Source organism: Lentzea sp., from assembly GCF_036380075.1.
GTDB lineage: Bacteria > Actinomycetota > Actinomycetes > Mycobacteriales > Pseudonocardiaceae > Lentzea.
Genome location: NZ_DASVFL010000077.1, coordinates 1 through 24,928, shown reverse-complemented (window position 1 = coordinate 24,928; position 24,928 = coordinate 1). Strand labels below are relative to the sequence as shown.

The window sequence follows — 24,928 nt, the reverse complement described above, 5'->3', positions numbered from 1 at the left end:
GACCGGAGTCCGGTCCATCCGGAGCCGCGTCCCCCGGGGCGCGGCTCCGTTTGCTTTGATGGACCCCGTGTACGCCGAACGTCCCGCTCCCGCGGGTCTGGCCTGTCTCTGGACGCGCACGGCGTCGTCGCCGGCCGTGCAGCGCGTCGTGCCCGACGGCTGCACCGATCTGATGTGGACTCCGGCCACCGGCGCGCTGTGGGTGGCGGGTCCGGACACTCAGGCGCAACTGGCTTCCGTCGCGCCCGGCACGTTGTACGGCGTGCGGCTGCCGCCCGGTGCGTTCCCCTCGGTGTTCGGCGTTCCGGCTCATGCCGTGCGCGACCTGCGTGTGCCGTTGTCGGACCTCGTGCCGTCGGCGCGGCTGTCGACGTTCTCGGAGATGGTGGCGTTCTGCGCGTCCCGTGTGGTGGTGGACCCGGCCCTGGACGCCACGGTGGCGTTGCTGCGCACCGGTGACGTGGCGTCGGCGGCGTGGGAGATCGGGCTGAGCTCGCGGCAGCTGCGGCGGCGGTGCCTCGACGCGTTCGGGTACCCGCCCAAGGTGCTGCAGCGGATCCTGCGGTTCGACTCGGCGCTGCGGCTGGCGTGGGGCGGCGTGCCGTTCGCGGCCGTGGCCTCCGAGGCGGGTTACGCGGACCAGGCGCACCTGGCCCGCGAGGTCCGCGCGTTGGCCGGCGTGTCGCTGGGTCAGCTGATCCGGCCGTAACGGCGCAGCGTCAGCAACGCGTCGATCGTGGCGATGGAACGCCATTCGAAATGGGTGATCGGCGTGAAGGCGGGGAAGTTGAAATTCCAACCACCGTCTTCCTGCTGACCGCGTTCGAGTTCGTCGAGATCATTCTCGAGCTGCTCGCCGGTGAACCACGCGCGGGCGAGGCTGGTGGGTTTCCGCGCGAACTCGTGCGGTGGGAGCGCCTCGCCTTCCGCGTACCCCTCGGTGCTCGGTTCGAGGTGCCGGAGCTTCTCTGCGACGAGCTCCGCGCGAGCCCGGTCCGGCACCTCGTCGAGGAACATCGCCGCACCGCGCAGCTCGTACGGGTGGGTCGCCTCGAGCTGCTCGATCTCCCGCCAGCAGTAGTCGGTGGCCCGGTCGAGCCACGGGTCGCTGATGCCGAGGGCGTGCAGTGCGGCGGCGATCTGCGAGGTGAGGAGGAGTCCGCCCTGGTCGTCGGCGGTGATCCAGGGCGCCTTGGGGTGGTCCTTCGACGTGGACAGGCCGAACGGGACGCTGCCGTCGGGGCAGGTCGCGTTCAGCCAGGTCAGGACGGATGTGGCGTGTTCAGGGGCGCCGACCTCGCCGAACACCTGCAGTGCGCGCAGGGCGTGCAGCGGCTGGCTGGTGGGGCCGCGGTGGTCGGGTTCGAGGGCGTAGCCGTAGCCGCCGTCGTCGTTGCGGTAGGCGAGCACCGCTCTCACCACGGCCTCGGCGCCGCCGCCGTCGAACGCGTGCTCGAACAGGCGTTGCTCCAGCGTGCGGGCGTTGTGCCAGATGAAGTCCCTCGCGCGTTCGATCATGCGTCGAAACTATGCCGGGTCGGCTGTGTGGTCTTGAACGAATCGGCCATGTGACCTGAACAGCTGATTCGTTCGCCTGCTGGGGGAACCGGAGGTGTGTAAAAATCCTCTTACCGGGGTGTCGAGTTCTGAGGGGAGCTGGCTGAGATGCTGATGTTCGACGCGGTGGTGCCGGCGGTGAAGGCGGCCGGCGCGGCGGCGGGTGCCGCTGCGGGCGCTGCGGCGGGTGCGGCCGGTGGCGGTACCGCGAAGTTCAGCGTCGATCCGGACCAGGCCCAGAAGATGATCACCGGCCTGGAGGCCGCCGTCGCCAAGCTCCGCACCCTGCGGACGACGGGCGACGAGCTGACGCAGTCCGGTGCTCCCGGCCCCGACCCCTACAGCGGCTGGGCGACGGTGCAGATGCGCACCGCGGCGGGGGCCGGCTCCGGCGGCTACCTGTGGGCCAACGACGCGGCGCGAATCGCGCTCGAGCAGACCATCGCGAACATCAAGAAGGCCCTGGCCGAGTACCAGGGCACCGACGAAGCCGCCGAGAACGCGGTGAAGGGCTGAGACGACCTTGAAGCGCATGACCGCTCTGCTGACCGCTGTCATCGCCGTCGGCGTGCTCGCCGGATGCTCCGAGAAGACCGGGGGCAACGCCAGCACGACGACTCCGACCGGCGGCGGGCAGACGAGCTCCGCTCCCACCAGTGAGAGCTCGTCCTCCGGTCTCAGCATCGCCAAGTTCGCCGACAAGCCCTGCGACCTGCTCACGACCGCCCAGGTCGCGAAGCTGGGCCAGGTCAGCGCGCCGAAGACGAGCACGAGCACGCTCGGCCCGAAGTGCACCTGGGAGGGCAAGGACGTCCTGAAGAACTCCACGTACACCGTGTACGCCAGCGCGGACAAGGACGTGGAAGCCATGGTCAACAACGTCAAGGGCAACCCGATCTTCACGGACAAGAAGATCGGCGACGTGCGCGTCGTCATCAACGACTCGACGGACGGGGTCATCCACTGCCGGGCGATCATCGAGGTCTCCAAGACCGATTCCGCCACCGTTGACGCCGACATCGCCGCGGACGAGCGGGCGGCGAAGCCCGCGTGCACCGAGGCCGAGTCGGTCGCGAAGATGGTCATCGAGACACTGAAGGGGTAGCGGACATGCCTGGGGATGAGCCGAACATCGCTGGTTTCGCGATGCTGCCCTTCGCGGGTGGCGAGACCGTCTACAACTGGTTCGACAAGGGCAAGGGCCCGAGCCAGAGCACCGCGCCGACCGCACAGGGCTGGCGCGACCTCTCCACCGGCCACATCGAGGTCTCGCAGCTGATCGAGAAGGCCGTGGCCGACTCGGGGGCGTCCTGGGAGGGCTCCGCCGGTGACGCGGCACGCGGCGCGACCTCGCCGCTCGCCACCTGGGCGGACATGACCGGCGAGTCGGCGACGGCCGCGGCCGACACCTCCGACCAGGTCGGCCAGTCGTACGCCAGCGCGAAGAACGCCATGGCGAAGCCGCCGGCGGTGCCCGACAAGCCGTTCCTCAACGACCTGGCCTGGTGGGAGACCGACTACGACGAGGCGGTCGAGAAGAACCAGCAGGTCAGCGAGGCCAACATGCGGGCGTTCACGCAGTACGGGGACGCCGTCTCGTCCAGCACGAGCAACATGCCGACGTTCATCTCGCCGAACGCCAACGACGCCAGCGTCGAGCAGCAGAGCGGTTCGGACCGGATCAACAACAACGTCGACAAGAACAACAACGCCAACGTGAACACCGGAAACAACACCGGCACGGGCAGCAGCAGCGGCACCGGCAGCTCGAGCGGCGGCAACGGCACCGGGAACGGCAACGGCACGGGCCTGTCGAGCTGGACCCCGCCGACGGACACCACGAACCCGTCGTGGACCAACCCGACGAACAACCCTCCCACCACCACCCAGCCGCCGGGGTTCGACCCGAACGACCCGCGCAACCGGCCGCCCACGGACACCGGCGTCCCGCCCGGAGGCCGGTGGGACCCGAACAACCCGAACGACCCCCGCAACCGCGGCCGGCTCGACCCCAACGACCCGCGCAACCGCGGCGGCGGCACCGGTGGTGCCGGCGGCCGCGGGATCGGCGGGCCCGGCGGAGGTAGTGGCGGCGGTGCCGGTGGTGGCGCCGGCGGCGGACGTGGTGGCGGCATGGGCGGTGGCGCCGGTGGTCTCGGTGGCGCCGCGGCCGCACGCGGTCTCGGCGGTGGTCCCGGTGGCATGGGCGGCGGCTTCGGCGGCGCGTCCGGTGTGGCCGGTGAGCAGGGTGGCCGCAGCGGCGTCGGCAGCTTCGGCCCGACGGGTGCCGGCTCGGCCGGAGCCGCGGGTCGCGCCGGTGCCGCGGGCATGGGTGGCGGCATGGGCGCCGGTGCCGGTCGCGGCGAGGGCGAGGAGGACAAGGAGCACAAGTCCGCCTCGTACCTGCAGGAGACCGAGGACATCTTCGGTGACGGAACGATGGTGGCGCCGCCCGTCATCGGCGGTTAAGGGGAGAACGTGCTTCGCAGCAAGGTCGCCATCGGCGTCACGGCGCTCTACCAGGCTTGGCATGCCGTCGGTCTGCCGAGCCTGCACCGCGCGCTGCTCACGGAGGTCGACTTCGACTCCGACCGCCTCGAGTCGGGCGACGTGAGCGAGCTGGAACGGCTGCAGCGCTCGGCGTGGGCGCAGCTCGAGCAGTTCGGGCTCGCGCGTGGCGGTCAGGTCCACCCGGACCTGACCAACGCGTTGCGGCTCGTCGTCGAGGCGGGCGTGGAGTACTGGGCGTTCTTCAGCCTGAAGGACGGGCCGCAGCAGAGCGTGCTGGTCGTGACGAACGGCCAGGACGCGCTGCGGATCCTGCTCACGCCGGACAAGCAGTTCGTGCTCGAACCGGTGCGCCCGGACGAGGCCCCGCAGGCACTGGTCGGCGCCCTGCCGCCCACGCCCGCGGGCAGGGGCAACCCGATCACGCTGCCCGAGGACGCGCTGAAGCCGAAGCAGCCGCGCTACGAGGACACCGGCTCGTTCATGCAGCAGAGCCGCCCGACGAGCACGCCGAACGACCAGCTGGTCGCGCAGCTGAGGGAGATCATGGGCCAGCCGCGCACCGGTGGCGGCCAGGTCTTCTCGGCCAAGCGCGACCACCTCGGCCGCAAGCAGCGCTGCGTCGCGCCGCTCACCTACATCGACACGCCCAACGGGCGTTACCTGGCGGCCAAGAGCGAGGGCTGGCTGCGGGTGCAGCCCGCCGACTTCGGCACCCTCACCCGGTTGACCGCCACGATGCCGTAGGACTCAGGCGAACCGCAGCGCGTCCGGCCCCAGGTCGGCCGGGCTGCGGTGACCCGAGAGCCCGAGCGTGAGGTCGAAGTCCGCGAGCAGGCTCCGCAGCACGTGCTTCACGCCGACCTGGCCGCCGTGCGCCAGCCCGTACGCGAACGGCCGCCCGACCAGCACGGCCTTGGCGCCCAGCGCCAGCGCCTTCACGACGTCCGCGCCCGTGCGGATGCCGGAGTCGAACAGCACGTCGACCTGCTCCCCCACCGCCTCGACGATGGACGGCAGCGCGTCCAGCGACCCGACCGCACCGTCGACCTGCCGCCCGCCGTGGTTGGAGACGACGACACCGTCCATTCCGAACTCGACGGCCTTGCGCGCGTCGTCGGCGTGCTGGATTCCTTTGAGGACGATCGGCCCGTCCCAGTGCTCGCGCAGGAACGACAGCTGGTCCCACGACTTGTCGGTGCCGGTGAACATCCCGACCCACCGCAGGATCGCCATCGGCAGGTCGTCCTCCGGCGCTTTCTGCAGCCCGGCCCGGAAAGCCGGGTCGCTGAACGGGATCGCCGTGCCGATGCCGCGCAGGAACGGCAGGTAGCCCTGGTCGAGGTCGTGCGGCCGCCACGCCAGCGTCCACGTGTCGAGCGTGACCACCAGCGCCGTGTACCCGGCCTTCTTCGCCCGCTCCAGCAACGACGCGCACACGTCGGGGTCGTTCGGCCAGTAGAGCTGGTACCACCGCGGCCCGTCGCCGGACGCCTCCGCGACCTCCTCGATGGTGTGCGACGACGCCGTCGACAACACCATCGGAATCCCGAGCTCCGCGGCCGCCCGCGCGGTGGCCAGTTCGCCGTCAGGGTGCAGGATCGACTGCACGCCAACGGGTGCGAGCATCACGGGCGCCGGCAGCTCGGTGCCCAGCACGGTGACACCGAGATGCCGTTCGGTGGCGTTCGTCAGCATCCGCGGCACCAGCCGCACGCGCTCGAACGCGTCGCGGTTGGCCCGCACGGTGGCGCCCGACCCGGCGCCTCCCGCCACGTACCAGAACGGTCCCGGCCCCAGCCGCTCGCGCGCCGACTGCTCCAGCGCGTCCGGGTCGGTGGTGAACGGCGGCACGGTGCCGCCGAGCCCCTGCAGGTAGATCTCGTTCTGGTACGCGGCGAAGTTGGTCATGCTCCTACTCTGCTACGAAGCGAGCAGGGCGCCTAGACCCGCGCTCCCGACGTGGCCGTCCTCGGACGCTTCGGCGGGGCGGCCTTGCGCGGCCACCTCGACTCCAGCCAGATCGCGATCGGCGCCGCGGTGACCACTGTGGACGCCGTGCCCGCCACCAGGCCGATCAGCAGCGCGGTGGCGAAGTCGGCCAGCGAGCCGTCGCCCAGCACCAGCAGGGCGGCGAGCACGAACAGCACGCCGATGCCGGTGTTCACGGTGCGGGGCACGGTCTGCACGACCGCGTCGGACACCACGTCCGGGTACGACCCCTTGAAGCGCGACCCGCGCAGCTCGCGCAGGCGGTCGAAGACGACCACCGAGTCGTTCACCGAGTAGCCGATCACGGTCAGCAGTGCCGCGAGGAACACGCCGTCGGCCGTCTTGCCCATCCACGCGAACACGCCGACCAGCACGAACACGTCGCTCAGCAGGGCCACGACCGTGGCGACGCCGAGGCGCCAGTCGAAGCGCACGGCCAGGTAGACGAGCTGCGCTGCCACGGCGATGGCCAGGCCGATGACGGCGTTGCGGCGCAGTTCGGACGACAGGGACGGGCCGATCAGCTCGTTGCTCGACTGGCGGGCGCCGCCGTCCACGGCGGAGGACACGACCTCGCCGATGCGCGACGAGGTGGCGTCGTCGATCGGGCCCGTGCGCAGCGAGACCTCGTTGCCCGACGACGACACGACGACGTCCGAGAAGCCCGCCTCCTCCAGGGCGGTGCGGACGCGGCCGGGGTCGATCGAGCCGCCCGCGGTGAAGTCGAGCATGCGGCCGCCGGTGAACTCGACGCCCAGGTTCAGGCCGCGCACGACCAGGCCCGTGACCGCCACCAGCACCACGGCACCCGCGCTGACCAGCCACAACGACGGGCGCCGGTAGAGCACGAGGGACAGCCGCTGCCGCACCCAGCCCAGCGTGTGCAGGCCGCTCAACCGCGGACGGCGAGCGACGAACCGCGTTCCCATCGCCCACACCACGAGCACGCGCGACAGCACCAGGGCGCTGAACATCGACGCGAGCACACCGATGGTCAGCGTGACGCCAAAGCCCCGGACGGGTCCGGTGGCCAGCCAGAACAGCAACCCGGCCGCCAGCAGCGTCGTCACGTTCGAGTCGGCGATCGCGCTCAACGCACCGCGGAAGCCGTTCTCCGACGCCCGCCGCAGGTTGGGTTTGCGCTTGTACTCCTCGCGGGCCCGTTCGAAGATCAGGACGTTCGCGTCGACCGCCATGCCGATCGCCAGCACGAAGCCGGCCAGGCCCGGCAGGGTCAACGTCGCCCCCACCGCGAGCAGGCCGGCGTAGGCGACGCCCGCGTAGCCGACGAGCGCGAGCACGGCCAGGAACCCGGCCAGGCGGTAGGCGACCATCAGGAACACCGAGGTCAGGGCGATGCCGATGATGGCGGCCTGGGCGCTGGCCTCGATCGCCTCGGCACCCAGCGTCGCGCCGACGGTCCGCTGTTCGATCACCTCGACGGGGACGGGCAGCGCGCCGGAGCGGATGACCAGCGCGAGCTCCTTGGCCTCCGCCTCGCCGAAGCGGCCGGTGATCGTCGTGGCGCCGCCGGCCTGACCGGCACCGCACGGCGTGTCGAGGCTGACCTCCGGCGACGAGATCGGGGCGCCGTCCAGCACGAACGCGATCTGCCGGCCGGGTGTGCCGGACGGTTCGCAGGCCGCCTCGCCGGTGACCTTCTGCCACTGCGCGGGGGCGCTGCCCTGGAACTGGATGTTGACCACGAAGCCCGCGCCCTGCGGGTTGCGCTGGGCGTTGGCGTCCGAGATGCCCTCGCCGGTCATGACGGTCTGGCCGTTGCGCTGGACGGTGAGCTGCGCGGTGCGGCCGAGGACCTTCACGGCCTCCTCGGGGTCCTGGACGCCGGGCAGTTCGACGATGATGCGGTTCTCGCCGGAGCGGGCGATGACCGGTTCGGCGACGCCCAGCGAGTCGACGCGGCGGCGCAGGACCTCGAGCGACCGGTCGGCGGCGTCGGAGTCGCCCTTGGCCTCCAGGACGATCTGGGTTCCGCCGCGCAGGTCGAGGCCCAGGCGCGGATCGGTGGTGAGCAGCAGGAATGCGGATGCGACGAGGACCCCGAGCGCTATGAGACCGCGCACGAGCAAGCCCTGTCGCGCGGTGTCGCGCGGCATGGGTGGGTGAGCCTTCCGGAAGAGAAAGTGGGTGCTGAGAAAGGGGTTTCAGCGACCGGAAGGTGGTGAGCGGTCCCGCTGCGGGGTGCGGTGGATGCCGTCGGGCGTGCGGTGCACGCGGCGGGCGAACGACACGACGAACCGCATCGGCATCGCGGGCTTCGCGACGGGCGGGACGTCCATCGGCACCTGCGACTGCGGCACCTGGGCGGCGTGGGGGTTGTGCGGTCTCGGGGCGGTGACCGGGAGGTTCGCGAAGTCGTGGCCGTGCCGGACGACCGACCCCTGGCCCAGCGCCGGTTCGGCGGGGGCGGCGACGATGAAGAGCTGACCGAGGAACAGCAGGAAGGCGAGGGCGAACGCGTTGCGACGCATCACCGCCTCCTTCCTCCTCCCACGTAGACGAGCGCCGCTCCGACGACAGCGCACAACCAGGAAAGCACAAGAGGCTGCATCGTGGTTGCGCCGAACAGCAACGCGACCGTCCACCCCACCAGGACCAGCACGGACGCGGCCAGCAGCGACACCGTCACGGCGAGCTTGCGCAGGCCGAAGAGCATCGTGAACGGACGCAGCCGCAACGCCACGACCAGGCAGCACAGCACCAGCGCGCCGGTGAAGAACCCCAGGTAGGGGGTCGGGCGCGGCATGCCGGCGATCAGGGCCAGTAAACCGCCGCCGACGAGCAGCAGCGACAGCATCCGCAGCGCACGCCACACCTGCGCCTTGTTCAACTGCGCCGGCGGCTTCGCCGAACGGCGCCGTTGCACGGTCGCGAGGTTCGCCCTGGAGTCCGAGTCGGACGGATCGAGCTTGATCGCGGTGCGGTAGGCGTGCTCGGCGGTGCCCCAGTCGCGCATCCTCAGTGCCGCGTCGCCCAGCACCTGGAACGCCCGCGCCTCGGTCGGCGCGAGCTGCGAGGCGTGCAGGGCGGAGTCGAACGCCTCGACGGCGCCGTCCTGTGCTCCGGCGAGCACCTCGGCCAGCACGACGTAGCCGCGCCAGTCGCCGGGCTTGCGGCGCACCGACTCGCGGGCCGCGACCGCCGCCTCCTGGGGCCTGCCCAGGTCGTTCAGCGCGAGCGCGGCCAGCCGCTGCGGCCAGGCGGGCTCGCCGTCGAGGACCATCGCGCGCTTGGCGGAGTCGAGCGCCTGGTCCGCCTCCCCCAGGTCGAGGTGGGCGGCCGCGAGCCGGCACCACGCCTCGGCGTGCCGAGGGTTCGCCGCCACGAGGGGCCGCAGCAGGTCGATCGCCTGCCGCGGCTTCCCCGAGGCGGTGAGCTCGGCTGCGCGCAGCAGCACGGCTGTCATCGGCTCGGACACGCCGCACAGTGTGGCAAAGCGCCTCGCGCACCCGAACGGGCGACCTCGGACCCGTGGCTCAGCGGGCGGCACCGAACCAGCGCGCGAGCTCCGCCTCCAGCGCCCGCTGGTCGTCGCCGGCCCACGCCACGTGCCCGTCGGGACGCAGCAGCACCGCGGGTGCGGAGAGCTCCTCGCTGACGTCGACGACGTGGTCGACGCGATCGGCCCAGCCTGCGACGGACAACGTCCCGGTCTGGTCGACGAGGATGCCTTGACCCGCGTGCATCTGCTCGTAAAGGCCGCCCCGCTTCAGCGCGAGGTCCCCGATCCGCCGTCCCACCAGGTCGTCGTCCGACCCCAGGTCGTACCGGACGGTGACGGCGATGATCTTCTCGATCAAGTACCGGTTGACCTCCTCGAACCGCACCAGCTCGGTGAGCAGCCGCCGCACCGCCTGCGGTCCTGGCTCGACCTTCATCAGCTCGATCTGCGCGCGGGTGTTGTTCAGCACCTCCTCGGCCACCGGGTGCCGTTCGGCCTCGTAGGTGTCGAGCAGGCCGTCGGGCGCCCAGCCGTGCACCGCGGCGGCGAGCTTCCAGCCCAGGTTGAACGCGTCCTGCAGGCCCAGGTTGAGCCCCTGCCCGCCGGTCGGCGGGTGGACGTGCGCCGCGTCGCCCGCGAGGAACACTCGTCCCGACCGGTAGTGCTCGGCCTGCCGGGTGGCGTCGCCGAAGCGGGACATCCACCGCGGCGAGTGCACGCCGAAGTCGGTGCCCGCGACCCGGCGCAGCTGCTCCCTGAAGTCGTCGAGCGTCGGCATGACCGCGCGGTCCTCGGAGACGCCGTCGGCCGGGACGACCACGCGGTAGGTGGCGGTGCCGCCGAGCGGGCCGACGCCGAACCGCTTCTGCGTCTTGCGGACTTCCAGCATCAACGGCATCGCCTCCTCCCACGGGATGCCGATCTCCATCTCCCCCAGGAGCGTCTCCACGCGCGTGGGTTCACCGGGGAAGTCGATCCCGGCGAGCTTGCGCACGGTGCTGCGGCCGCCGTCGCAACCGACGAGGTACCGCGCGCGCAACGACGTGCCATCGGCCAGTTCGACGGTCACGCCCTCGTCGTCCTGGCTGAACGCGCTGACGGTCTGACCACGCCGGATGTCGGCGCCCAGTTCGACGGCGTGCTCGGTCAGCAGGCGTTCGGTGACGGGCTGCGGCATCGAGAAGACGAACGGGTACTTGGTGTCGAGCCGCTCCGGCGCGGACCGTTCGATGCCCGCGAAGAACCCGGCGAGCGGGTGCGTGGTGCCCAGCGGGAGGAACCGGTCCGCGAGACCCCGTTGGTCCAGGATCTCGAGGCTGCGCGCGTGCATCCCCAGCGCGCGCACGACCTTGGTCGGTTCCCGCTCTCGTTCGAGCAGCACCACGCCCACGCCGTGGAGCCGCAGTTCGCCAGCGAGCATCACGCCGGTCGGTCCCCCGCCGGCGATGATGACGTCGATCATGGAGTGATCCCCGTTTCCCCAGTTCAGTGACGTTGGCCGGGAAATGATGGGGGACGCCTGGGGTCTTGCCGCAAGCCCTGGGGTGCGCTATATGTTGAAGTGGGAGGAGAGCGCTGCTCGCCTCCCGTTGTCGTGTCCGGGGGTTGTGAACGTTCACGGCCGCGGTCCGCGAACGTCAGGAGAGCAGTCCCTCGTCCTTGAGGTGGGCGAAGATGATCCGGTCGACCGGGGAGATCCGGTCCGCGTCGGCGGTCGTGAGCCAGGCGAGCTCCTCGATCTCGGCCGACGCCACCGGTTCGCCCTCGAACGACGCGGTGTAGCAGGTCATCCGCACGGTCACCCCCGACGAGTGGCCGTGCGCCTGCGCCTCGAACGTCCCCACGTGCCGTGCCGAGGCGGCGTCGATCTCGACGGACAGCTCCTCGCGGATCTCGCGCACGAGCGTCTCGACGTCGGACTCCCCCGGTTCCCGCTTGCCCCCTGGCAGGTAGTACGTGTCCTTGCCCTTCGACCTGGTGCCGAGCACGCGGCCGTTGTCCAGGTAGATCCATGCCACCTTGTCGATCACGCGACCGAGGTTAGGCGGACGCGAGCTCCTTGACCACGCGGTGCGCGTCGGCGAGCGACTCGACCGCGAGCTCGCGGAACTGGTGCAGCTGCGGGTTGACGTCGGCCAGGGTCAGCTCGGCGTGCACGAACTCCAGGTTCTGGTCGAGCCCGATCATCGAGAACACGGCCCGCAGGTACGGCTCCTGGAAGTCGAAGCCCTCGCGCGGCGTGCCCGGCTTGTACGAGCCACCGCGGGCGGTCACCACGACGACGCGCTTGCCGCCGAGCTCGAACGTGCCGTCCTCGCGCGGGAAGAACTCGCGGGTGGCGACCTGGTCGATCCAGGCCTTGAGCGTCGAGGGGATCGAGAAGTTGTACATCGGCGCGCCGATGAGGACCACGTCGGCGGCCCTGAGCTCGGCGACCAGGTCGGCCGTGACGTCGTGCGCGGTGCCGTCGACGTGCGGGATCGGCTGGGCGTTGACGTCGCGGTAGGTGTAGCCGCCCTCGGGGTTCGACGACCGCCAGGCGTCGGCGAACGCGCCGGTGATCTCGCGGGTGACGGAGCCTTCGCGGCGGATGCTCGAGTCGATGTGCAGCAGGTTGGTCATACTCAGAACATACGAGTGAAGAACTTCCGAGTCAAGATGTTCTGATCTGAGAACATCTCCTCCGGGATGTAGGATGGGACACATGGAGGAGCGGCCGCTGCACAACGCCTGTGCGGAGAAGTGGGACTTCAACTGGCTGCTGCACCGGGCAGCCCAGCGGGTCGGGTCGTCGTTCGCCGAGGAGGTCGCGAAGCACGGCATCTCCGTGCGCGGCCAGCTGATCCTCCAGGCCCTCGCGAACGAGGAGCTGCAACGGACCCAGCTCAAGCTCGGCGCCATGCTCGGCCTCGACAAGACCACGCTGACCAGCGAGCTCGACAAGCTGGAGCGCAGCGGCCTGGTCCAGCGGGTGCCCGACCCCAACGACCGCCGCGTGCGCACGCCGGTGATCACCGAGGACGGCGTGGAGCTGCAGCGCAAGGTCGGCACGGCGCTCGCCGACGTCGAGCGCGCCTACCGCGAGCGCTTCTCCGACGAGGAGATGGCGGTCATCCGCAAGGCGTTGATGAACCTCGCCGACGGCGAGGCGCCCGTCCACGGGTCCTGCATCTAGGCGAGCGACCCCAGGTCCGAGTCGCGCAGCTGCGCCGCGGTCACGGTCGCCTGCGCGTCCACCAGCGCGGACAACGCCGTGCCGTGGTCCCAGACGTTGACGTTCATCGCCGCCCGCAGCCGCCCGTCCCGCAGCCAGAACGCGATGAACTCGCGCGCGCCGAGGTCGCCGCGCACGACCAGCTCGTCGTCGGGGCCGGCGAGGCCGCGGTACTCCATGCCCAGGTCGTACTGGTCGGTGAAGAAGTACGGCGACTTGGTGTACGGCTCGTCGAAGCCGATCAGCGAGCCCGCGACGTGCGTGCCCTGGTCCTTCGCGTTCGCCCAGTGCTCCACGCGGACCCGGCCGCCCAGCCGCGGGTGGTCGTGCGCCGCGACGTCGCCCGCCGCGAACACGTCGGGAGCGGACGTGCGCAGGGCCGCGTCGACCGCCACGCCGCCGTCAGCCAGGTCCAGGCCGGCGGCCTCGGCCAGTTCGAGGCGCGGGGTCGCGCCCACGGCCAGCACGGTGACGTCCGGCAGCAGTTCGGTGCCGTCGGCCAGCACGACGCCGGACGGGGTGAAGCCCTGCACGCCGGCCCCCAGCCTGAACTCGACGCCGTGCTCCTCGTGCAGACGCCGGAACACCGTGCCCATCTCCGCACCCAGGACGCGCATCAGCGGTTGCGGCATCGGATCGACGACCGTCACGCGGCAGCCGTGGGCGCGGGCCGCGGCGGCCGCCTCGCAGCCGATCCAGCCGGCACCGATGACCACGACGTGGCTGCCCTCGCGCAGCGCGGACCTCAACGCCAGCGCGTCGTCGACCGTGCGCAGGACATGTCCTTGCGCGCCAGGCAGGACGCGCGGACGGGAGCCGGTGGCGAGCAGGAGGCGGTCGTAGGTGCGGACCGCGCCGTCGGAGTCCACGACCGTGTGATCGCCAGGACGCAGTTCGAGCACCGAGACACCGAGCTTCAGGTCGATCTCGTTGTCGGTGTAGAAGCCCGGCTCGTGCACCCACGCGGGTTCGGCGGCCTTGCCCAGCAGCAGGTCCTTGGACAGCGCGGGAAGCTCGTACGGGCGGTGCAGCTCCGTGCCGTACAGGGTGATCCGCCCGTCGTAGCCGCGGTCGCGGAGCGCTGCGGCCGCGGAGGCGCCGGCGAGACCCGCCCCGGCGATCACGATGCGTTGCGGTTCCGCCATCTTCACCCCTCCAGGTGACCTGCTGCCGTCCTGGGTGCGACGCTAACCGCAGCTCGGCGCGGTCGCTCGACGGAGAAGGCGAATTCGTCGTCATGACCTCCCGTCGATCACGTCTAATGGGAGTGAGCGCCGCTACAGCCGCACCGGCGCGCCGAGCAGCTGGAGGAAGAAACCCGTGGGAGCCAAAGAGGAGTGGCAGGTGAGCTGCCGCGACATCGCTTCGCGCCGACGGGACATGACGGTGTTCGTCAGCCAGGGGCACATCGTGGTCACCGTGCCGCCGGGGGAAGCCGCCGTCTTGACGCCGCTGGAGGTCGGCCGCCTGCGCGCGGCGCTGCGCGATGCGGTGGTGAGCGCGTCGAACACTGAAGTGTGACCGCCGCCACACCACTACCTACTCGCGAGTAGGTAGATGGCAGAGTGGGTCCCATGCTGACCCGCGTGCTGCTGACCCTGGTCAAGGCCGGAGTGATCCGGCCGATCGGCCCGCGTGGGCTGTCCGGCACCGTGCGCGGGTACGTGCAGTGGGACATCACCCTCGCGTGGGGGTACCAGACCGGCGCGGGACGGCACCCGGACCGCGCGGCGATCATCGACGACGACGGCGTGCTCACGTACGCGGAGGTCGACGAGCGCACCAGCCGGCTCGCGCACGCCTTCCGCGCCGGGGAACGCGTCGGGCTGCTGTGCCGCAACGGCCGTGCGTTCGTCGAGACGATGACGGCGTGCACGAAGATCGGCGCCGACGCCGTCCTGCTCAACACGAGCCTGAGCGCGGGGCAGCTGGCCCAGGTCGCGCGGGACCAGCGGATCGACCGGATCGTCGCCGACCGCGACTTCACCGGCGTCCTGCCCGACGTTCCCGTGTACTTCAGCGACGAGCTGGAGTCGCTCGTGCTGAACGGGCCGCGCGCGAAGCTGCCCCGCCGTCCCCCGCGCGGCCGCCTGATCATCCTGACCTCCGGCACCACCGGCACCCCGAAGGGCGCACGCCGGCCGGAACCCGCGAGCCTCGCCCCCGCCGCCGCGCTGCTCTCGCGGATCCCCCTCCGGCACGGCGACGTCGTCTCCATCACCTCGCCGCTCTTCCACGCGTGGGGGCTCGCCGCGTTCCAGCTCGGCCTCGTCCTCGGCGCCACCCTGGTGCTGCGCAAGAAGTTCGACCCCGCGCAGGCGCTGCGGGACGCCGAGCGGTGCGACGCGATGTTCGTCGTTCCCGTGATGCTGCAACGCATGCTGGAGACGCCGCACCGGCCGAAGCTGCGGGTCATCGCCTCCAGCGGGTCCGCGCTGCCGCCGAAGGTCGCGACCCGCACGCTGGAGGAGTTCGGCCCGGTTCTCTACAACCTCTACGGCTCGACGGAGGTCAGCTGGGCGAGCATCGCCACGCCGGAGGAGATGCTGGCCGAGCCCGGCACCGCGGGCAAACCCCCGCTCGGCACGCGACTGGCCATTGTGGACGACCACGGGAAACCGGTGGCACCCGGCGAGACCGGGCGGATCTTCGTCGGCAACGAGATGCTGTTCGACGGCTACACCAACGGCACGAGCAAGGAGTCGTTGAACGGCCTGATGTCCACCGGTGACCTCGGCTACGTCAAGAACGGCCTGCTGTTCGTGGCGGGCCGCGACGACGAGATGATCGTGTCCGGCGGCGAGAACGTCTACCCGCGCGAGGTCGAGGACCTGCTCTCCACTCTGGACGGCGTCACGGAGGTCGCGGTGACGGGCGTGCCGGACGAGGAGTTCGGCCAGCGGCTCGTCGCCCACGTCGTGGGCGCGGACTCGCTGACGGCCGACCGCGTGCGCGACCACGTGCGGGCCAACCTCGCGCGGTTCTCCGTCCCCCGCGACGTCTTCTTCCTCGACGAGCTGCCCCGCAACGCCGCCGGGAAGGTCGTCAAGCGCGAGCTCCGAGAACAGACCTAGTCGCCCGAACGGCCGCTTGCCCTGGACCGGGTACCACCTGTTATCAGGTGTTCCACCCCGTGACACCGAGGTGAATTGGGTGATGTCGCAGATGACCCCTCTGTGTCATGCTCCGTTCACAACGTGTCCGGTCGACGAGCTAGGGACGGTCATGACGGGGCAACGTCGCCCGCTGCCGGCGCCGGCACGCTCAGTGCTCGCGCGGCGCGACCCGTGCCACGTCCCGCCACAGCAGCGGATCGACGCCCCCGGGACCGACGTGCTCCGGCACCGCTGCATCGCCGCCGGACCCGGCCGCCGCACGAACGGATTCGGCCGTCCGGGCGAGGCGCCACGACGAGGATGCGCGCAAGATCTACTCGAGGGCGTCCACCGCCGGACCGGGAGACCACGACGTGCGCAGCTCCACCGCCGCCAGGAGCAGGCCCCCGTGGTCCCACCGCCCCGCCGGCACCGCGAGGCGGGACACGTAGCCCGTCGAGACACCGGGACCGCGGGGTCCTTTCGCGACAGAGCGCCGCGCGGGCGCGCACCGGACCTCGTCCACGACTTCCCGCCCTCATCCACGGCCGCCACCAACCGGAACGGAGCACCTCGATGAAGTTGAACATGATCGCCCGCACCATCGCCGCCGTCGTCCTCAGCCTGGGAGCGCTGATGGCGCTCGGCGGCACGGCCTCGGCGGGTGAACCCGACGCCGGCTTCACCCCGCCGTACGTCGTCCAGCCCTGACGGCCCGCTCCTGACCGGGTCGGTCCCGCCTCCCTCGCACGCGGGACCGCCCCGGCCGGCGGCACACCAATTGACACACCTGACCACACCGCCCGCCGAGGGTGGTGCACCCTTGTGGGGTGACTCTGCAACTGCGCACGCCTCGGCACCAGGTGAGCCCCAAGTCCGTCGTGCTGTGGACGATGCAGGCCGCCGTGTTCTGGCTCGTGCTGTTCGTGCCCCAGCTGGTCGTGTTCCTGGTGGTGGGCAACCCGCCGACGTGGGAGCTGGCTCTCCTGGTCGCCACCGGCGTCGTCGGTCTCGTGCACACCGCGGTCGAGCCGAGCTGGCGCTACCGCGTGCACCGCTGGGAGACCACGCCGGACGCCGTCTACACCCTCTCCGGCTGGCTGAACCAGGAGTGGCGAGTCGCACCGGTCTCGCGGATCCAGACGATCGACACGAAACGCGGGCCGTTCCAGCAGATCCTCGGGCTGTCCACGGTCACGGTGACGACGGCGTCGGCGGCGGGCCCGGTCGAGATCGAGGGCCTGGACCACGAGGTCGCGCGGCAGCTCGTGGTCGAGCTGACCAACACCACGCAGGCCACGCCGGGTGACGCCACGTGAGCACCCCCGCCGGAGTTCCCGCCGGGCTGCCCGCCGCGCCGGAGCTCACCGAGCCGCTGGAGCGGTGGCACCGCCTGCACGTGCGCATGCTGGTCGTGCGGCCGCTCAACGAGGGCATCGCGATGCTGGTGCCGATCCTCGTGCTGCTGTTCACCGGCAACGGCGAGCGGTGGCGGCTCATCGCCAGCGGGGTCACGGTCGCCGCCATCCTCGCGTTCAGCTACTTCCACTGGCGCACCACGAAGTACCGCATCACCGACGACCAGGTCGAGCTGCACACGGGGTTGCTGACGCGCAAGCAGCTCGCGGTGCCGCGCGATCGCATCAGGACGGTCGACCTCACCTCGAAGCCGGGTCACCGGATCTTCGGCCTGTCCGCGGTGCGGATCGGCACCGGGCAGCAGGACACCCCCGGCACGGACGGCCTGACGCTCGACGCCGTGACGCAGCAGGAGGCCGAACGGCTGCGGGTCCTGTTGCTGCAGAAGGGGGTCGCGCCCAGGCCGGCCGCGACGACCTCCGACGCCCCGGACGCGGAACCGGTGCCGCTGCCCGAGTCCGAGACCATCTCCCGGCTCGACCTCAAATGGCTGAAGTACGCGCCGCTGTCGTTGTCCGGGCTGGTCGCGATCGGCGCGCTGTTCGGCGTCCTGTCCAACTACGCCGACGACGTGGGCCTGCACCCGGTGCAGGACCTGTTCGAGTGGCTCTTCGAGCGCCCGAACGCGGGGGTGATCGGCACGTTCGTGGTCGGCCTCGTCGTGGCCGGGCTGGTCCTCTCCGTGCCGCTCTACGTCCTGCAGTTCTGGAACTACCGGCTCACCCGCGAGCCGGACGGGACGCTGCGGGTGCAGCGCGGCCTGCTCACCACCCGGTCGGTGTCCGTGGAGGAGCAGCGCCTGCGCGGCGTCGACATCCAGGAACCGCTGCTGGTGCGGGCGGGCAAGGGCGCGAAAGCCGTTGCGGTGACGACGGGTCTGGGTTCGAAGGGCGAGAGCAACCTGCTGCTGCCGCCCGCCCCTCTCGCGGTGGCGCACCAGGTTTCGCGTGACGTGCTGAAGGTCGATGACGACCCGACCACGCGCACGCTGCGCAAGCACCCGTTCGCCGCCCTGCGCCGCAGCCTGTTCCGGCACGTCGTGCCGTGGGTCGTGATCGCCGTGGGCCTCGCGGTCTGGGCGCCGTCGTGGGCGTGGCCGATCCCGGTGGCGGTCCTCCCGTTCGCCGCGCTGGTCGGCTGGGACCACTACCGGTCGCTCGGCAACGCGCTCGACGACCGCTACCTGGTGACGCGCAACAACTCCCTGGTGCGCAGCACGGTCGCGTTGCAGCGCACCGGCATCATCGGCTGGCGCATCCGGCGCTCGTTCTTCCAGCGCCGCAGCGGGTTGATGACGATCGGCGCCACCACGGCGGCGGGCGCGGGCGTCTACCACGTCACGGACGTCGGCGAGTCCGACGGCCTGGCGCTGGCGGACGCGGCCGTACCGGACCTGCTGCGCCCGTTCCTGGTCGACGACTCCACTGTGGACTAAGCGGTGCGGAACGTCTGGCGGTAGGCGGTCGGGGACACCCCGATCGTCGCCGCCAGCTGCTGCCGCAACGCCGCCCCCGTGCCGAACCCGGAGTGGTTCGCGACCTGGTCGATCGGCAGGTCGGTGGACTCCAGCAGGTGCCGGGCCCGCTCGACGCGCTGCTGGGTCAGCCACTGGCCCGGCGACATGCCGGTCTCCGCGCGGAACCGGCGGGTGAACGTGCGCACGCTCATCCGCACCTGCCCGGCCATGGCGGCGAGGTCGAGCGGTTCTTGGAGCCGCTCCAAGGCCCATTCGCGGGCGAGCGCGGTGGAGGTGTCCGGGTAGCTCGGCACCGGGCGGTCGACGAACTGCGACTGGCCGCCCTGCCGCCACGCCGGGACGACGCAGTAGCGGGCGACCCGGTTCGCGACGTCGCTGCCGTGGTCGGACCTGATCACGTGCAGGCACAGGTCGATGCCGGCCGCGACACCGGCGGAGGTCAGCACGTCGCCGTCGTCGACGAACAGCACGTCCGGGCTCAGCCTCACCTCGGGGAACAGCCGGCCGAACGCCTCGGTGGCGCTCCAGTGCGTGGTGGCGGGCCTGCCGTCGAGGAGGCCGGCGGCGCCCAGCACGAACGCGCCGGTGCAGATCGACATGATCCGCCGGGCCTTCGTCGTGGTCAGCGCGTCGAGCACGGCCGGTTCGAGCCGGCCCTCCCGCCGGGCGAGCGGGTAGCGGGTGCCCGGCACGAGCACGGTGTCGGCGTCGCGGATCACGTCCAGGTCGTGGTCCGGCGCGATCGAGAACCCGCCGCTCGTGGCGACCTTGGCGCCGCCCGGCGAGCACACCAGCAGCTCGTAGTCCTCCGGCAGCTGCCCGAAGATGTGCGTGGCGGTGCCGAGGTCGAACGCGATCGACGTCTCCAGCGCCAGCACGGCGATCCGATGGGTCATGGCCCGATTCTTTCACATGTTGGCTTTTCGGCCACTGGTTGCCGGGTCGGTCATCGCCGAACCTTGTCGGCGTGAGACTGCATTGGGCCTGGGTTGTCGCGGGCGTGTCCTTCATCGCCCTGGTCGGCGCCGCGTCGTTCCGCGCGGCGCCGAGCGCGTTGATCGAGCCGTTGCGGGCGGAGTTCGGCTGGACCACCGGCACGATCTCGCTCGCCATCTCGATCAACCTGTTGCTGTACGGGCTGACCGCGCCGTTCGCGGCCGCGCTGATGGACCGGTTCGGTGTGCGGGTCGTGGTGACCTTCGCGCTGACCATGGTCGCGCTCGGCAGCGGGTTGACCGTGTTCATGACCTCGTCGTGGCAGCTGGTGCTGCTCTGGGGTGTCGTCGTCGGGACCGGCACCGGGTCGATGGCGCTGGCGTTCGTCGCGACGATCACCGGACGGTGGTTCGTGCGGCACCGCGGCCTGGTCACGGGCGTGCTGACGGCCGGTGGCGCGGCCGGGCAGCTGGTGTTCCTGCCGACGGTGGCGTGGCTGTCCGAGAGCTACGGCTGGCGGCCGGCGTCGCTGGTCATCTGCATCGCCGCGCTGGCCGTGGTGCCGCTGGCCGCGTTCTTCCTGCGCGAGTACCCGCGGGACGTGGGCCTGCTGCCGCTGGGCGCCACCGAGGACACTCCCCCGCCGCCGTCCGGCGGTGCGGCCCGGCGCGCTCTCGGCGCCTTGAAGTCGGCCGCCCGCACCCGGCCGTTCTGGTTGCTGGCCGGTGGTTTCGCGATCTGCGGTGCGTCCACGAACGGTCTGGTGGGCACGCACTTCATCCCCGCGGCGCACGACCACGGCATGCCGACGACGACCGCCGCCGGGCTGCTCGCACTGGTCGGCGTGTTCGACATCGTGGGCACGATCGCGTCCGGCTGGCTGACCGACAAGGTCGACTCGCGGCTGCTGCTCGCGGCCTACTACGCGCTGCGCGGGCTTTCGCTGATGCTGCTGCCGCAGCTGTTCGGCGAGTCGGCGCACCCGTCGATGCTGGTGTTCATCATCTTCTACGGCCTGGACTGGGTCGCGACCGTGCCGCCGACCGTGGCGTTGTGCCGCCAGCACTTCGGCATGTCCGGGCCGGTCGTGTTCGGCTGGGTGTTCGCGTCGCACCAGCTCGGTGCCGCGCTGGCCGCGTCCGCCGCCGGGCTCACCCGCGACCACCTGGGCAGCTACGACCTGGCCTGGTACGTCGCGGGCGCCCTCTGCATCGGCGCGGCCGTGCTCTCAGCGTCGCTTGCGCGAGGTGCCGAAGACGCCCCGCGTGATCTCGCGCGCCAGGGCGCTGCCGGCTGACCGCAGGAACGACTTGACGGCGCTGTTGCCGAGCACCTTCTCGACGAGCCCCGGTTCCTCCTTCTCGTGCCGCTGCGCGGGAGGAGCTTCCGGGGCTTGCTCCTGCTCCTGTCGAGATGGCGCGACTTTGGCCATCAGCTGCTCGTAGGCCGACTCGCGGTCGACGGTCTCCGCGTACTTGCCGTGGAGGTCCGAGGCCTGCGCCGCCTGCTTGATCGCGTCGTCGCCGATGGTGTCCATCAACGAGCGCGGTGCCCGCAGCCGGGTCCACGCGACCGGCGTCGGCGCGCCCTTCTCGCTGAGCACGGTGATGATCGCCTCGCCGATCCCGAGCGACGTGAGCGCCTTCTCCAGGTCGTAGTGCGGCGTCGTCGGATACGTCTTCACCGTGCGCGCCAACGCCTTCTGGTCGTCCGGCGTGAACGCGCGCAGGGCGTGCTGGACGCGGGCGCCGAGCTGCGACAGCACGTCGTTCGGGATGTCGGTCGGCAGCTGCGTGCAGAAGAAGACGCCGATGCCCTTGGACCGGATGAGCTTCACGGTCTGGGTGATCCGGTCGAGGAACGCCTTGGAGGCGTCGGCGAACAGCAGGTGCGCCTCGTCGAGGAAGAAGACGAGCTTGGGCTTCTCGACGTCGCCCTCCTCGGGCAGCGTCTCGAACAGCTCCGCCAGCAGCCACATCAGGAACGTGGAGAACAGCGCCGGGTTGCCCTGCAGCTCGGCGAGCTCGAGCAGGCTCACGACGCCCTTGCCGTCGCGTTCGCGCATCAGGTCGGCCGGGTCGAGCTCCGGTTCGCCGAAGAACCGGTCGCCGCCCTGCGCCTCCAGGTTCACGAGCGCCCGCAGGATCACGCCTGCCGTCGCACTGGAGACACCGCCGATGCCCTTGAGGTCGGCCTTGCCCTCGTCACCGGTGAGGTGCTGGATGACGCTGCGCAGGTCCTTGGTGTCGAGCAGCGGCAGACCGCGGCTGTCGGCCCAGTGGAAGATCAGGCCGAGCGTCGACTCCTGCGTGTCGTTGAGGCCCAGCACCTTCGACAGCAGGATCGGGCCGAAGCTCGTGATCGTCGCCCGCAGCGGCACGCCGAGACCGCCGGTGCCGATGGACAGGAACTGCACGGGGAACGCCGTGGCCTGCCAGTCGTCACCGGTGTCGGCGGCACGGGCGGTCGTGCGGTCGCTCGCCTCACCCTGCCGCGACAGACCGGACAGGTCGCCCTTCACGTCGGCCATGAGCACCGGGACGCCGTTGTCCGACAGCTGTTCGGCGAGCAGCTGGAGGGTCTTCGTCTTGCCCGTTCCCGTCGCGCCGGCGACCAGGCCGTGGCGGTTGACCATGGACAACGGGATGCGGACGCGCGCGGCCGGTTCCACGGTCCCGCCGACCAGCACCGAGCCGAGCTCGATGGCCGCGCTCCCAGACGCGTAACCAGCCGCGATCTCACCCTGAGCCGTCATGCACGGGGAGCGTAACCATGTTGCCGCACGCCGCCACTCGAAGTTGACGCCCCGCGCAGTAATGTTCCGGGGGTGATGGATCGTCTGGTGTGGATCGACTGCGAGATGACCGGACTCGACCTGGGCAAGGACGCTCTGATCGAGATCGCGGCACTGGTCACGGACGCCGAGCTGAACGTGCTCGGCGACGGCGTGGACATCGTGATCCACGCGACCGACGAACAGCTCGCCTCGATGCCGGAAGTCGTCGTGCAGATGCACGCCAAGTCGGGCCTGACCGAGGAGGTGCGCGCCTCCGCGGTGACGCTGGAGGAGGCCGAGGCCGCCGTGCTGGCCTACATCAAGGAGTGGGTGCCGGACCCCCGGACCGCTCCCCTGGCCGGCAACTCCATCGCCACCGACCGCGGTTTCATCGCCCGCGACATGCCGGCGCTGGACGCCCACCTGCACTACCGCATGGTCGACGTGTCGTCGATCAAGGAGCTGTGCCGGCGCTGGTACCCGCGCATCTACTACGCGCAGCCGGGCAAGGGCCTCGCGCACCGGGCGCTCGCCGACATCGTCGAGTCGATCCGGGAGCTCGCGTACTACCGGCGGACGGCCTTCGTGCCGCAGCCGGGCCCGACGTCCGAACAGGCCCAGGCCGTGGCCGCTGACCTGCTGAAGAACATCCAGTGACCCCCTGATTTCTTTATCGGTAGCTGCCGTTGCTATGCTTTCCCCGCCGGTCAACGACCGGCAATGGTGGGTGTAGCTCAGCCGGTAGAGCACTGGGTTGTGATCCCAGGTGTCGCGGGTTCAAGTCCCGTCACTCACCCTTTGTCGAAAGGCCTCCGCATCCGCGGGGGCCTTTCTTCACGTTTACGGGAGTCTTCATGACCACGCTCGTCGCCAAGGACCTCGCCGCCGGTCACGGCGACCGCGTCCTGTTCTCCGGCCTGGACCTCGTGGTCGCCCCCGGCGACGTCATCGGGCTCGTCGGCGTCAACGGCGCGGGCAAGTCGACGTTGCTCAGGACCCTGGCCGGGCTCATCCCCGCCGAGTCGGGCCGCGTCCAGCTCAACCCGCCCTCGGCCAACGTCGGGCACCTGCCGCAGGAACCCGAACGCCGTGAGGGCGAGACCGTGCGCGACTTCCTGGCCCGCCGCACCGGTGTCGCGGCGGCGCAGGCGTCGCTGGACGCCGCCACCGAGGCCCTGACCGCCGGCGACGACGAGGGCTACTCCGACGCGCTGGACCGGTGGCTCGCCCTGGGCGGCGCGGACCTGGAGGAGCGGTCGCTGGAGGTCGTCGCCGACATCGGGCTGTCCGTGGGCCTGGACGCGCTGATGACGTCGCTGTCCGGCGGCCAGGCAGCGCGGGCGGGCATGGCGTCGTTGCTGCTGAGCCGCTACGACGTGTTCCTGCTCGACGAGCCGACCAACGACCTGGACCTCGACGGCCTGGAGCGGCTGGAGAAGTTCGTCACGGGCCTGCGCGCCGCCACCGTGCTGGTGTCGCACGACCGCGAGTTCCTGGCCCGCACGGTGACGAGCGTGCTGGAGCTCGACCTGCACCAGAACGCCGTGCACCTCTACGGCGGCGGCTACGAGTCGTACCTCGAAGAACGTGCGCGGGCCCGGCAGCACGCCCGTGACGACTACGACGAGTACGCGGACACGAAGGCGTCGCTGGAGGCCCGTGCGCGCATGCAGCGGGCGTGGATGGAGAAGGGCGTGAAGAACGCCCGGCGCAAGGCGGGCGACAACGACAAGAACGCCCGCAAGTTCCGCGCCGACGCCACCGAGAAGCAGGCCTCGAAGGCCCGGCAGACCGACCGCATGATCGAACGGCTGGACGTCGTGGAGGAGCCCCGCAAGGAGTGGGAGCTGCGGATGGAGATCGCGTCCGCACCCCGGTCCGGCGCGGTCGTGGCCTCGCTGCGGGCGGCGGTCGTGGAGCGCGGCTCGTTCCGGCTGGGCCCGGTGGACCTCCAGGTCGACTGGGCGGACCGGGTCGCGATCACCGGCGCGAACGGCGCGGGCAAGTCGACGCTGCTGGCCGCGTTGCTGGGACGCGTCGAGCCGTCCTCCGGCTACGCGACGCTGGGTTCCGGCGTGGTGGTCGGCGAGGTGGACCAGGCGCGCGGCCTGTTCCTGGGCGACCTGCCGCTCGTGGACGCGTTCCAGGAGGCGGTGCCGGACATGACGCCGGCCGACGTGCGGACGCTGCTCGCGAAGTTCGGGCTGAAGGCGGCGCACGTGACGCGCCCGGCCGCGTCGCTGTCACCGGGTGAGCGGACGCGGGCGGCGCTGGCGCTGCTGCAGGGCCGCGGGGTGAACCTGCTGGTGCTGGACGAGCCGACGAACCACCTCGACCTGCCCGCGATCGAGCAGCTGGAGCAGGCACTGGAGAGCTACACCGGCACGTTGCTGCTGGTCACGCACGACCGGCGGATGCTGGAGGCCGTGCGGGTGAACCGTCACCTGACCGTCGCGGACGGACAGGTGACGGTCTCCTAGAACATCAGCGG

General features: G+C 71.2%; 26 protein-coding genes and 1 tRNA gene. 15 read left to right on the top strand and 12 right to left on the bottom strand.

What is annotated here, in order from left to right:
• Positions 1-58 precede the first annotated feature (58 nt).
• Positions 59-709, top strand: coding sequence for a helix-turn-helix domain-containing protein (locus tag VF330_RS10250; protein WP_330851290.1), 651 nt, complete (start codon positions 59-61; stop codon positions 707-709).
• On the opposite strand, the gene VF330_RS10245 is transcribed toward VF330_RS10250, so the two are convergent.
• Positions 691-1,518: a hypothetical protein gene (locus VF330_RS10245; RefSeq protein WP_330851289.1), complete on the bottom strand. Its 828-nt coding sequence runs from the start codon at positions 1,516-1,518 to the stop codon at positions 691-693. The two genes, VF330_RS10250 and VF330_RS10245, sit on opposite strands and share 19 nt — an antisense overlap.
• A gap of 147 nt (positions 1,519-1,665) precedes the next feature.
• Here VF330_RS10245 and VF330_RS10240 point away from each other — a divergent pair, with 147 nt between their 5' ends.
• Genes VF330_RS10240 through VF330_RS10225 form a run of 4 tightly spaced genes read left to right on the top strand, consistent with a single transcriptional unit; the run spans position 1,666 to position 4,812 of the window.
• Positions 1,666-2,073, top strand: coding sequence for a hypothetical protein (locus VF330_RS10240; RefSeq protein WP_330851288.1), 408 nt, complete (start codon positions 1,666-1,668; stop codon positions 2,071-2,073).
• A gap of 16 nt (positions 2,074-2,089) precedes the next feature.
• Positions 2,090-2,662 carry a DUF3558 family protein gene (locus VF330_RS10235; RefSeq protein WP_330851287.1) on the top strand — a complete coding sequence of 191 codons (573 nt, stop codon included), beginning with the start codon at positions 2,090-2,092 and terminating at the stop codon, positions 2,660-2,662.
• A 5-nt stretch (positions 2,663-2,667) separates the two neighbouring features.
• Positions 2,668-4,026: a PPE domain-containing protein gene (locus tag VF330_RS10230; protein ID WP_330851286.1), complete on the top strand. Its 1,359-nt coding sequence runs from the start codon at positions 2,668-2,670 to the stop codon at positions 4,024-4,026.
• A gap of 9 nt (positions 4,027-4,035) precedes the next feature.
• Positions 4,036-4,812 carry an ESX secretion-associated protein EspG gene (locus VF330_RS10225; protein ID WP_330851285.1) on the top strand — a complete coding sequence of 259 codons (777 nt, stop codon included), beginning with the start codon at positions 4,036-4,038 and terminating at the stop codon, positions 4,810-4,812.
• 3 nt (positions 4,813-4,815) lie between these two features.
• Here VF330_RS10225 and VF330_RS10220 read toward each other — a convergent pair whose 3' ends face one another.
• From VF330_RS10220 to VF330_RS10190, 7 genes are all read right to left on the bottom strand, one after another.
• Positions 4,816-5,976, bottom strand: a complete 1,161-nt coding sequence (locus tag VF330_RS10220) for a lactate 2-monooxygenase (RefSeq protein WP_330851284.1) — start codon at positions 5,974-5,976, stop codon at positions 4,816-4,818.
• 32 nt (positions 5,977-6,008) lie between these two features.
• Positions 6,009-8,141, bottom strand: a complete 2,133-nt coding sequence (gene secD, locus VF330_RS10215) for a protein translocase subunit SecD (protein WP_330851283.1) — start codon at positions 8,139-8,141, stop codon at positions 6,009-6,011.
• An 81-nt stretch (positions 8,142-8,222) separates the two neighbouring features.
• Positions 8,223-8,549 (bottom strand): hypothetical protein, encoded by a 327-nt coding sequence (locus VF330_RS10210; protein ID WP_330851282.1) that lies wholly within the window; start codon positions 8,547-8,549, stop codon positions 8,223-8,225.
• Positions 8,549-9,496 (bottom strand): tetratricopeptide repeat protein, encoded by a 948-nt coding sequence (locus tag VF330_RS10205; protein ID WP_330851281.1) that lies wholly within the window; start codon positions 9,494-9,496, stop codon positions 8,549-8,551. The genes VF330_RS10210 and VF330_RS10205 overlap by 1 nt, the downstream gene beginning before the upstream one ends.
• Before the next feature lie 58 nt (positions 9,497-9,554).
• Positions 9,555-10,982, bottom strand: a complete 1,428-nt coding sequence (rox, locus tag VF330_RS10200) for a rifampin monooxygenase (RefSeq protein ID WP_330851280.1) — start codon at positions 10,980-10,982, stop codon at positions 9,555-9,557.
• 175 nt (positions 10,983-11,157) lie between these two features.
• The gene (locus tag VF330_RS10195) at positions 11,158-11,550 is read right to left on the bottom strand and encodes an NUDIX domain-containing protein (protein ID WP_330851279.1); all 393 of its coding nucleotides are present in this window, start codon (positions 11,548-11,550) and stop codon (positions 11,158-11,160) included.
• A 10-nt stretch (positions 11,551-11,560) separates the two neighbouring features.
• Positions 11,561-12,142: an FMN-dependent NADH-azoreductase gene (locus VF330_RS10190; protein WP_330851278.1), complete on the bottom strand. Its 582-nt coding sequence runs from the start codon at positions 12,140-12,142 to the stop codon at positions 11,561-11,563.
• An 82-nt stretch (positions 12,143-12,224) separates the two neighbouring features.
• On the opposite strand from VF330_RS10190, the gene VF330_RS10185 reads away from it, so the two are divergent.
• Positions 12,225-12,695: a MarR family winged helix-turn-helix transcriptional regulator gene (locus VF330_RS10185; protein WP_330851277.1), complete on the top strand. Its 471-nt coding sequence runs from the start codon at positions 12,225-12,227 to the stop codon at positions 12,693-12,695.
• Here the strand turns inward: VF330_RS10185 and VF330_RS10180 are convergent.
• Positions 12,692-13,879: an NAD(P)/FAD-dependent oxidoreductase gene (locus tag VF330_RS10180; RefSeq protein WP_330851276.1), complete on the bottom strand. Its 1,188-nt coding sequence runs from the start codon at positions 13,877-13,879 to the stop codon at positions 12,692-12,694. The genes VF330_RS10185 and VF330_RS10180 overlap by 4 nt on opposite strands.
• A gap of 175 nt (positions 13,880-14,054) precedes the next feature.
• Here VF330_RS10180 and VF330_RS10175 point away from each other — a divergent pair, with 175 nt between their 5' ends.
• Both VF330_RS10175 and VF330_RS10170 read left to right on the top strand, forming a co-directional pair.
• A complete protein-coding gene (locus VF330_RS10175; RefSeq protein WP_330851275.1) occupies positions 14,055-14,255 on the top strand; it encodes a hypothetical protein in 201 nt (66 codons plus the stop codon).
• Between the two features lie 53 nt (positions 14,256-14,308).
• Complete coding sequence (locus VF330_RS10170; RefSeq protein ID WP_330851274.1) at positions 14,309-15,808, top strand: AMP-binding protein; 1,500 nt, start codon at positions 14,309-14,311, stop codon at positions 15,806-15,808.
• 355 nt (positions 15,809-16,163) lie between these two features.
• Here the strand turns inward: VF330_RS10170 and VF330_RS10165 are convergent, their stop codons facing one another.
• Entirely contained in the window at positions 16,164-16,355 is a 192-nt protein-coding gene (locus VF330_RS10165) for a hypothetical protein (RefSeq protein ID WP_330851273.1), read from the bottom strand.
• A 50-nt stretch (positions 16,356-16,405) separates the two neighbouring features.
• On the opposite strand from VF330_RS10165, the gene VF330_RS10160 reads away from it, so the two are divergent.
• The 3 genes from VF330_RS10160 (at position 16,406) to VF330_RS10150 (ending at position 18,683) form a co-directional block, all read left to right on the top strand.
• A complete protein-coding gene (locus VF330_RS10160; protein ID WP_330851272.1) occupies positions 16,406-16,540 on the top strand; it encodes a hypothetical protein in 135 nt (44 codons plus the stop codon).
• Between the two features lie 125 nt (positions 16,541-16,665).
• Entirely contained in the window at positions 16,666-17,148 is a 483-nt protein-coding gene (locus VF330_RS10155) for a PH domain-containing protein (RefSeq protein WP_414675362.1), read from the top strand.
• The gene (locus VF330_RS10150) at positions 17,145-18,683 is read left to right on the top strand and encodes a PH domain-containing protein (RefSeq protein WP_330851271.1); all 1,539 of its coding nucleotides are present in this window, start codon (positions 17,145-17,147) and stop codon (positions 18,681-18,683) included. The genes VF330_RS10155 and VF330_RS10150 overlap by 4 nt, the downstream gene beginning before the upstream one ends.
• Here VF330_RS10150 and VF330_RS10145 read toward each other — a convergent pair.
• Entirely contained in the window at positions 18,680-19,621 is a 942-nt protein-coding gene (locus tag VF330_RS10145) for a GlxA family transcriptional regulator (RefSeq protein WP_330851270.1), read from the bottom strand. The two genes, VF330_RS10150 and VF330_RS10145, sit on opposite strands and share 4 nt — an antisense overlap.
• Positions 19,622-19,692: 71 nt before the next feature.
• Here VF330_RS10145 and VF330_RS10140 point away from each other — a divergent pair, with 71 nt between their 5' ends.
• Entirely contained in the window at positions 19,693-20,958 is a 1,266-nt protein-coding gene (locus VF330_RS10140) for an MFS transporter (protein ID WP_330851269.1), read from the top strand.
• Here VF330_RS10140 and VF330_RS10135 read toward each other — a convergent pair.
• Entirely contained in the window at positions 20,890-22,416 is a 1,527-nt protein-coding gene (locus VF330_RS10135) for a helicase HerA-like domain-containing protein (RefSeq protein ID WP_330851268.1), read from the bottom strand. The genes VF330_RS10140 and VF330_RS10135 overlap by 69 nt on opposite strands.
• Before the next feature lie 72 nt (positions 22,417-22,488).
• Between VF330_RS10135 and orn the strand changes: the two genes are divergently transcribed.
• From orn to VF330_RS10120, 3 genes are all read left to right on the top strand, one after another.
• The gene (gene orn / locus VF330_RS10130) at positions 22,489-23,094 is read left to right on the top strand and encodes an oligoribonuclease (RefSeq protein WP_330851267.1); all 606 of its coding nucleotides are present in this window, start codon (positions 22,489-22,491) and stop codon (positions 23,092-23,094) included.
• 66 nt (positions 23,095-23,160) lie between these two features.
• Positions 23,161-23,233, top strand: a tRNA-His gene (locus VF330_RS10125).
• A 58-nt stretch (positions 23,234-23,291) separates the two neighbouring features.
• Positions 23,292-24,917, top strand: a complete 1,626-nt coding sequence (locus tag VF330_RS10120; protein ID WP_330851266.1) for an ABC-F family ATP-binding cassette domain-containing protein — start codon at positions 23,292-23,294, stop codon at positions 24,915-24,917.
• Positions 24,918-24,928 lie beyond the last annotated feature (11 nt).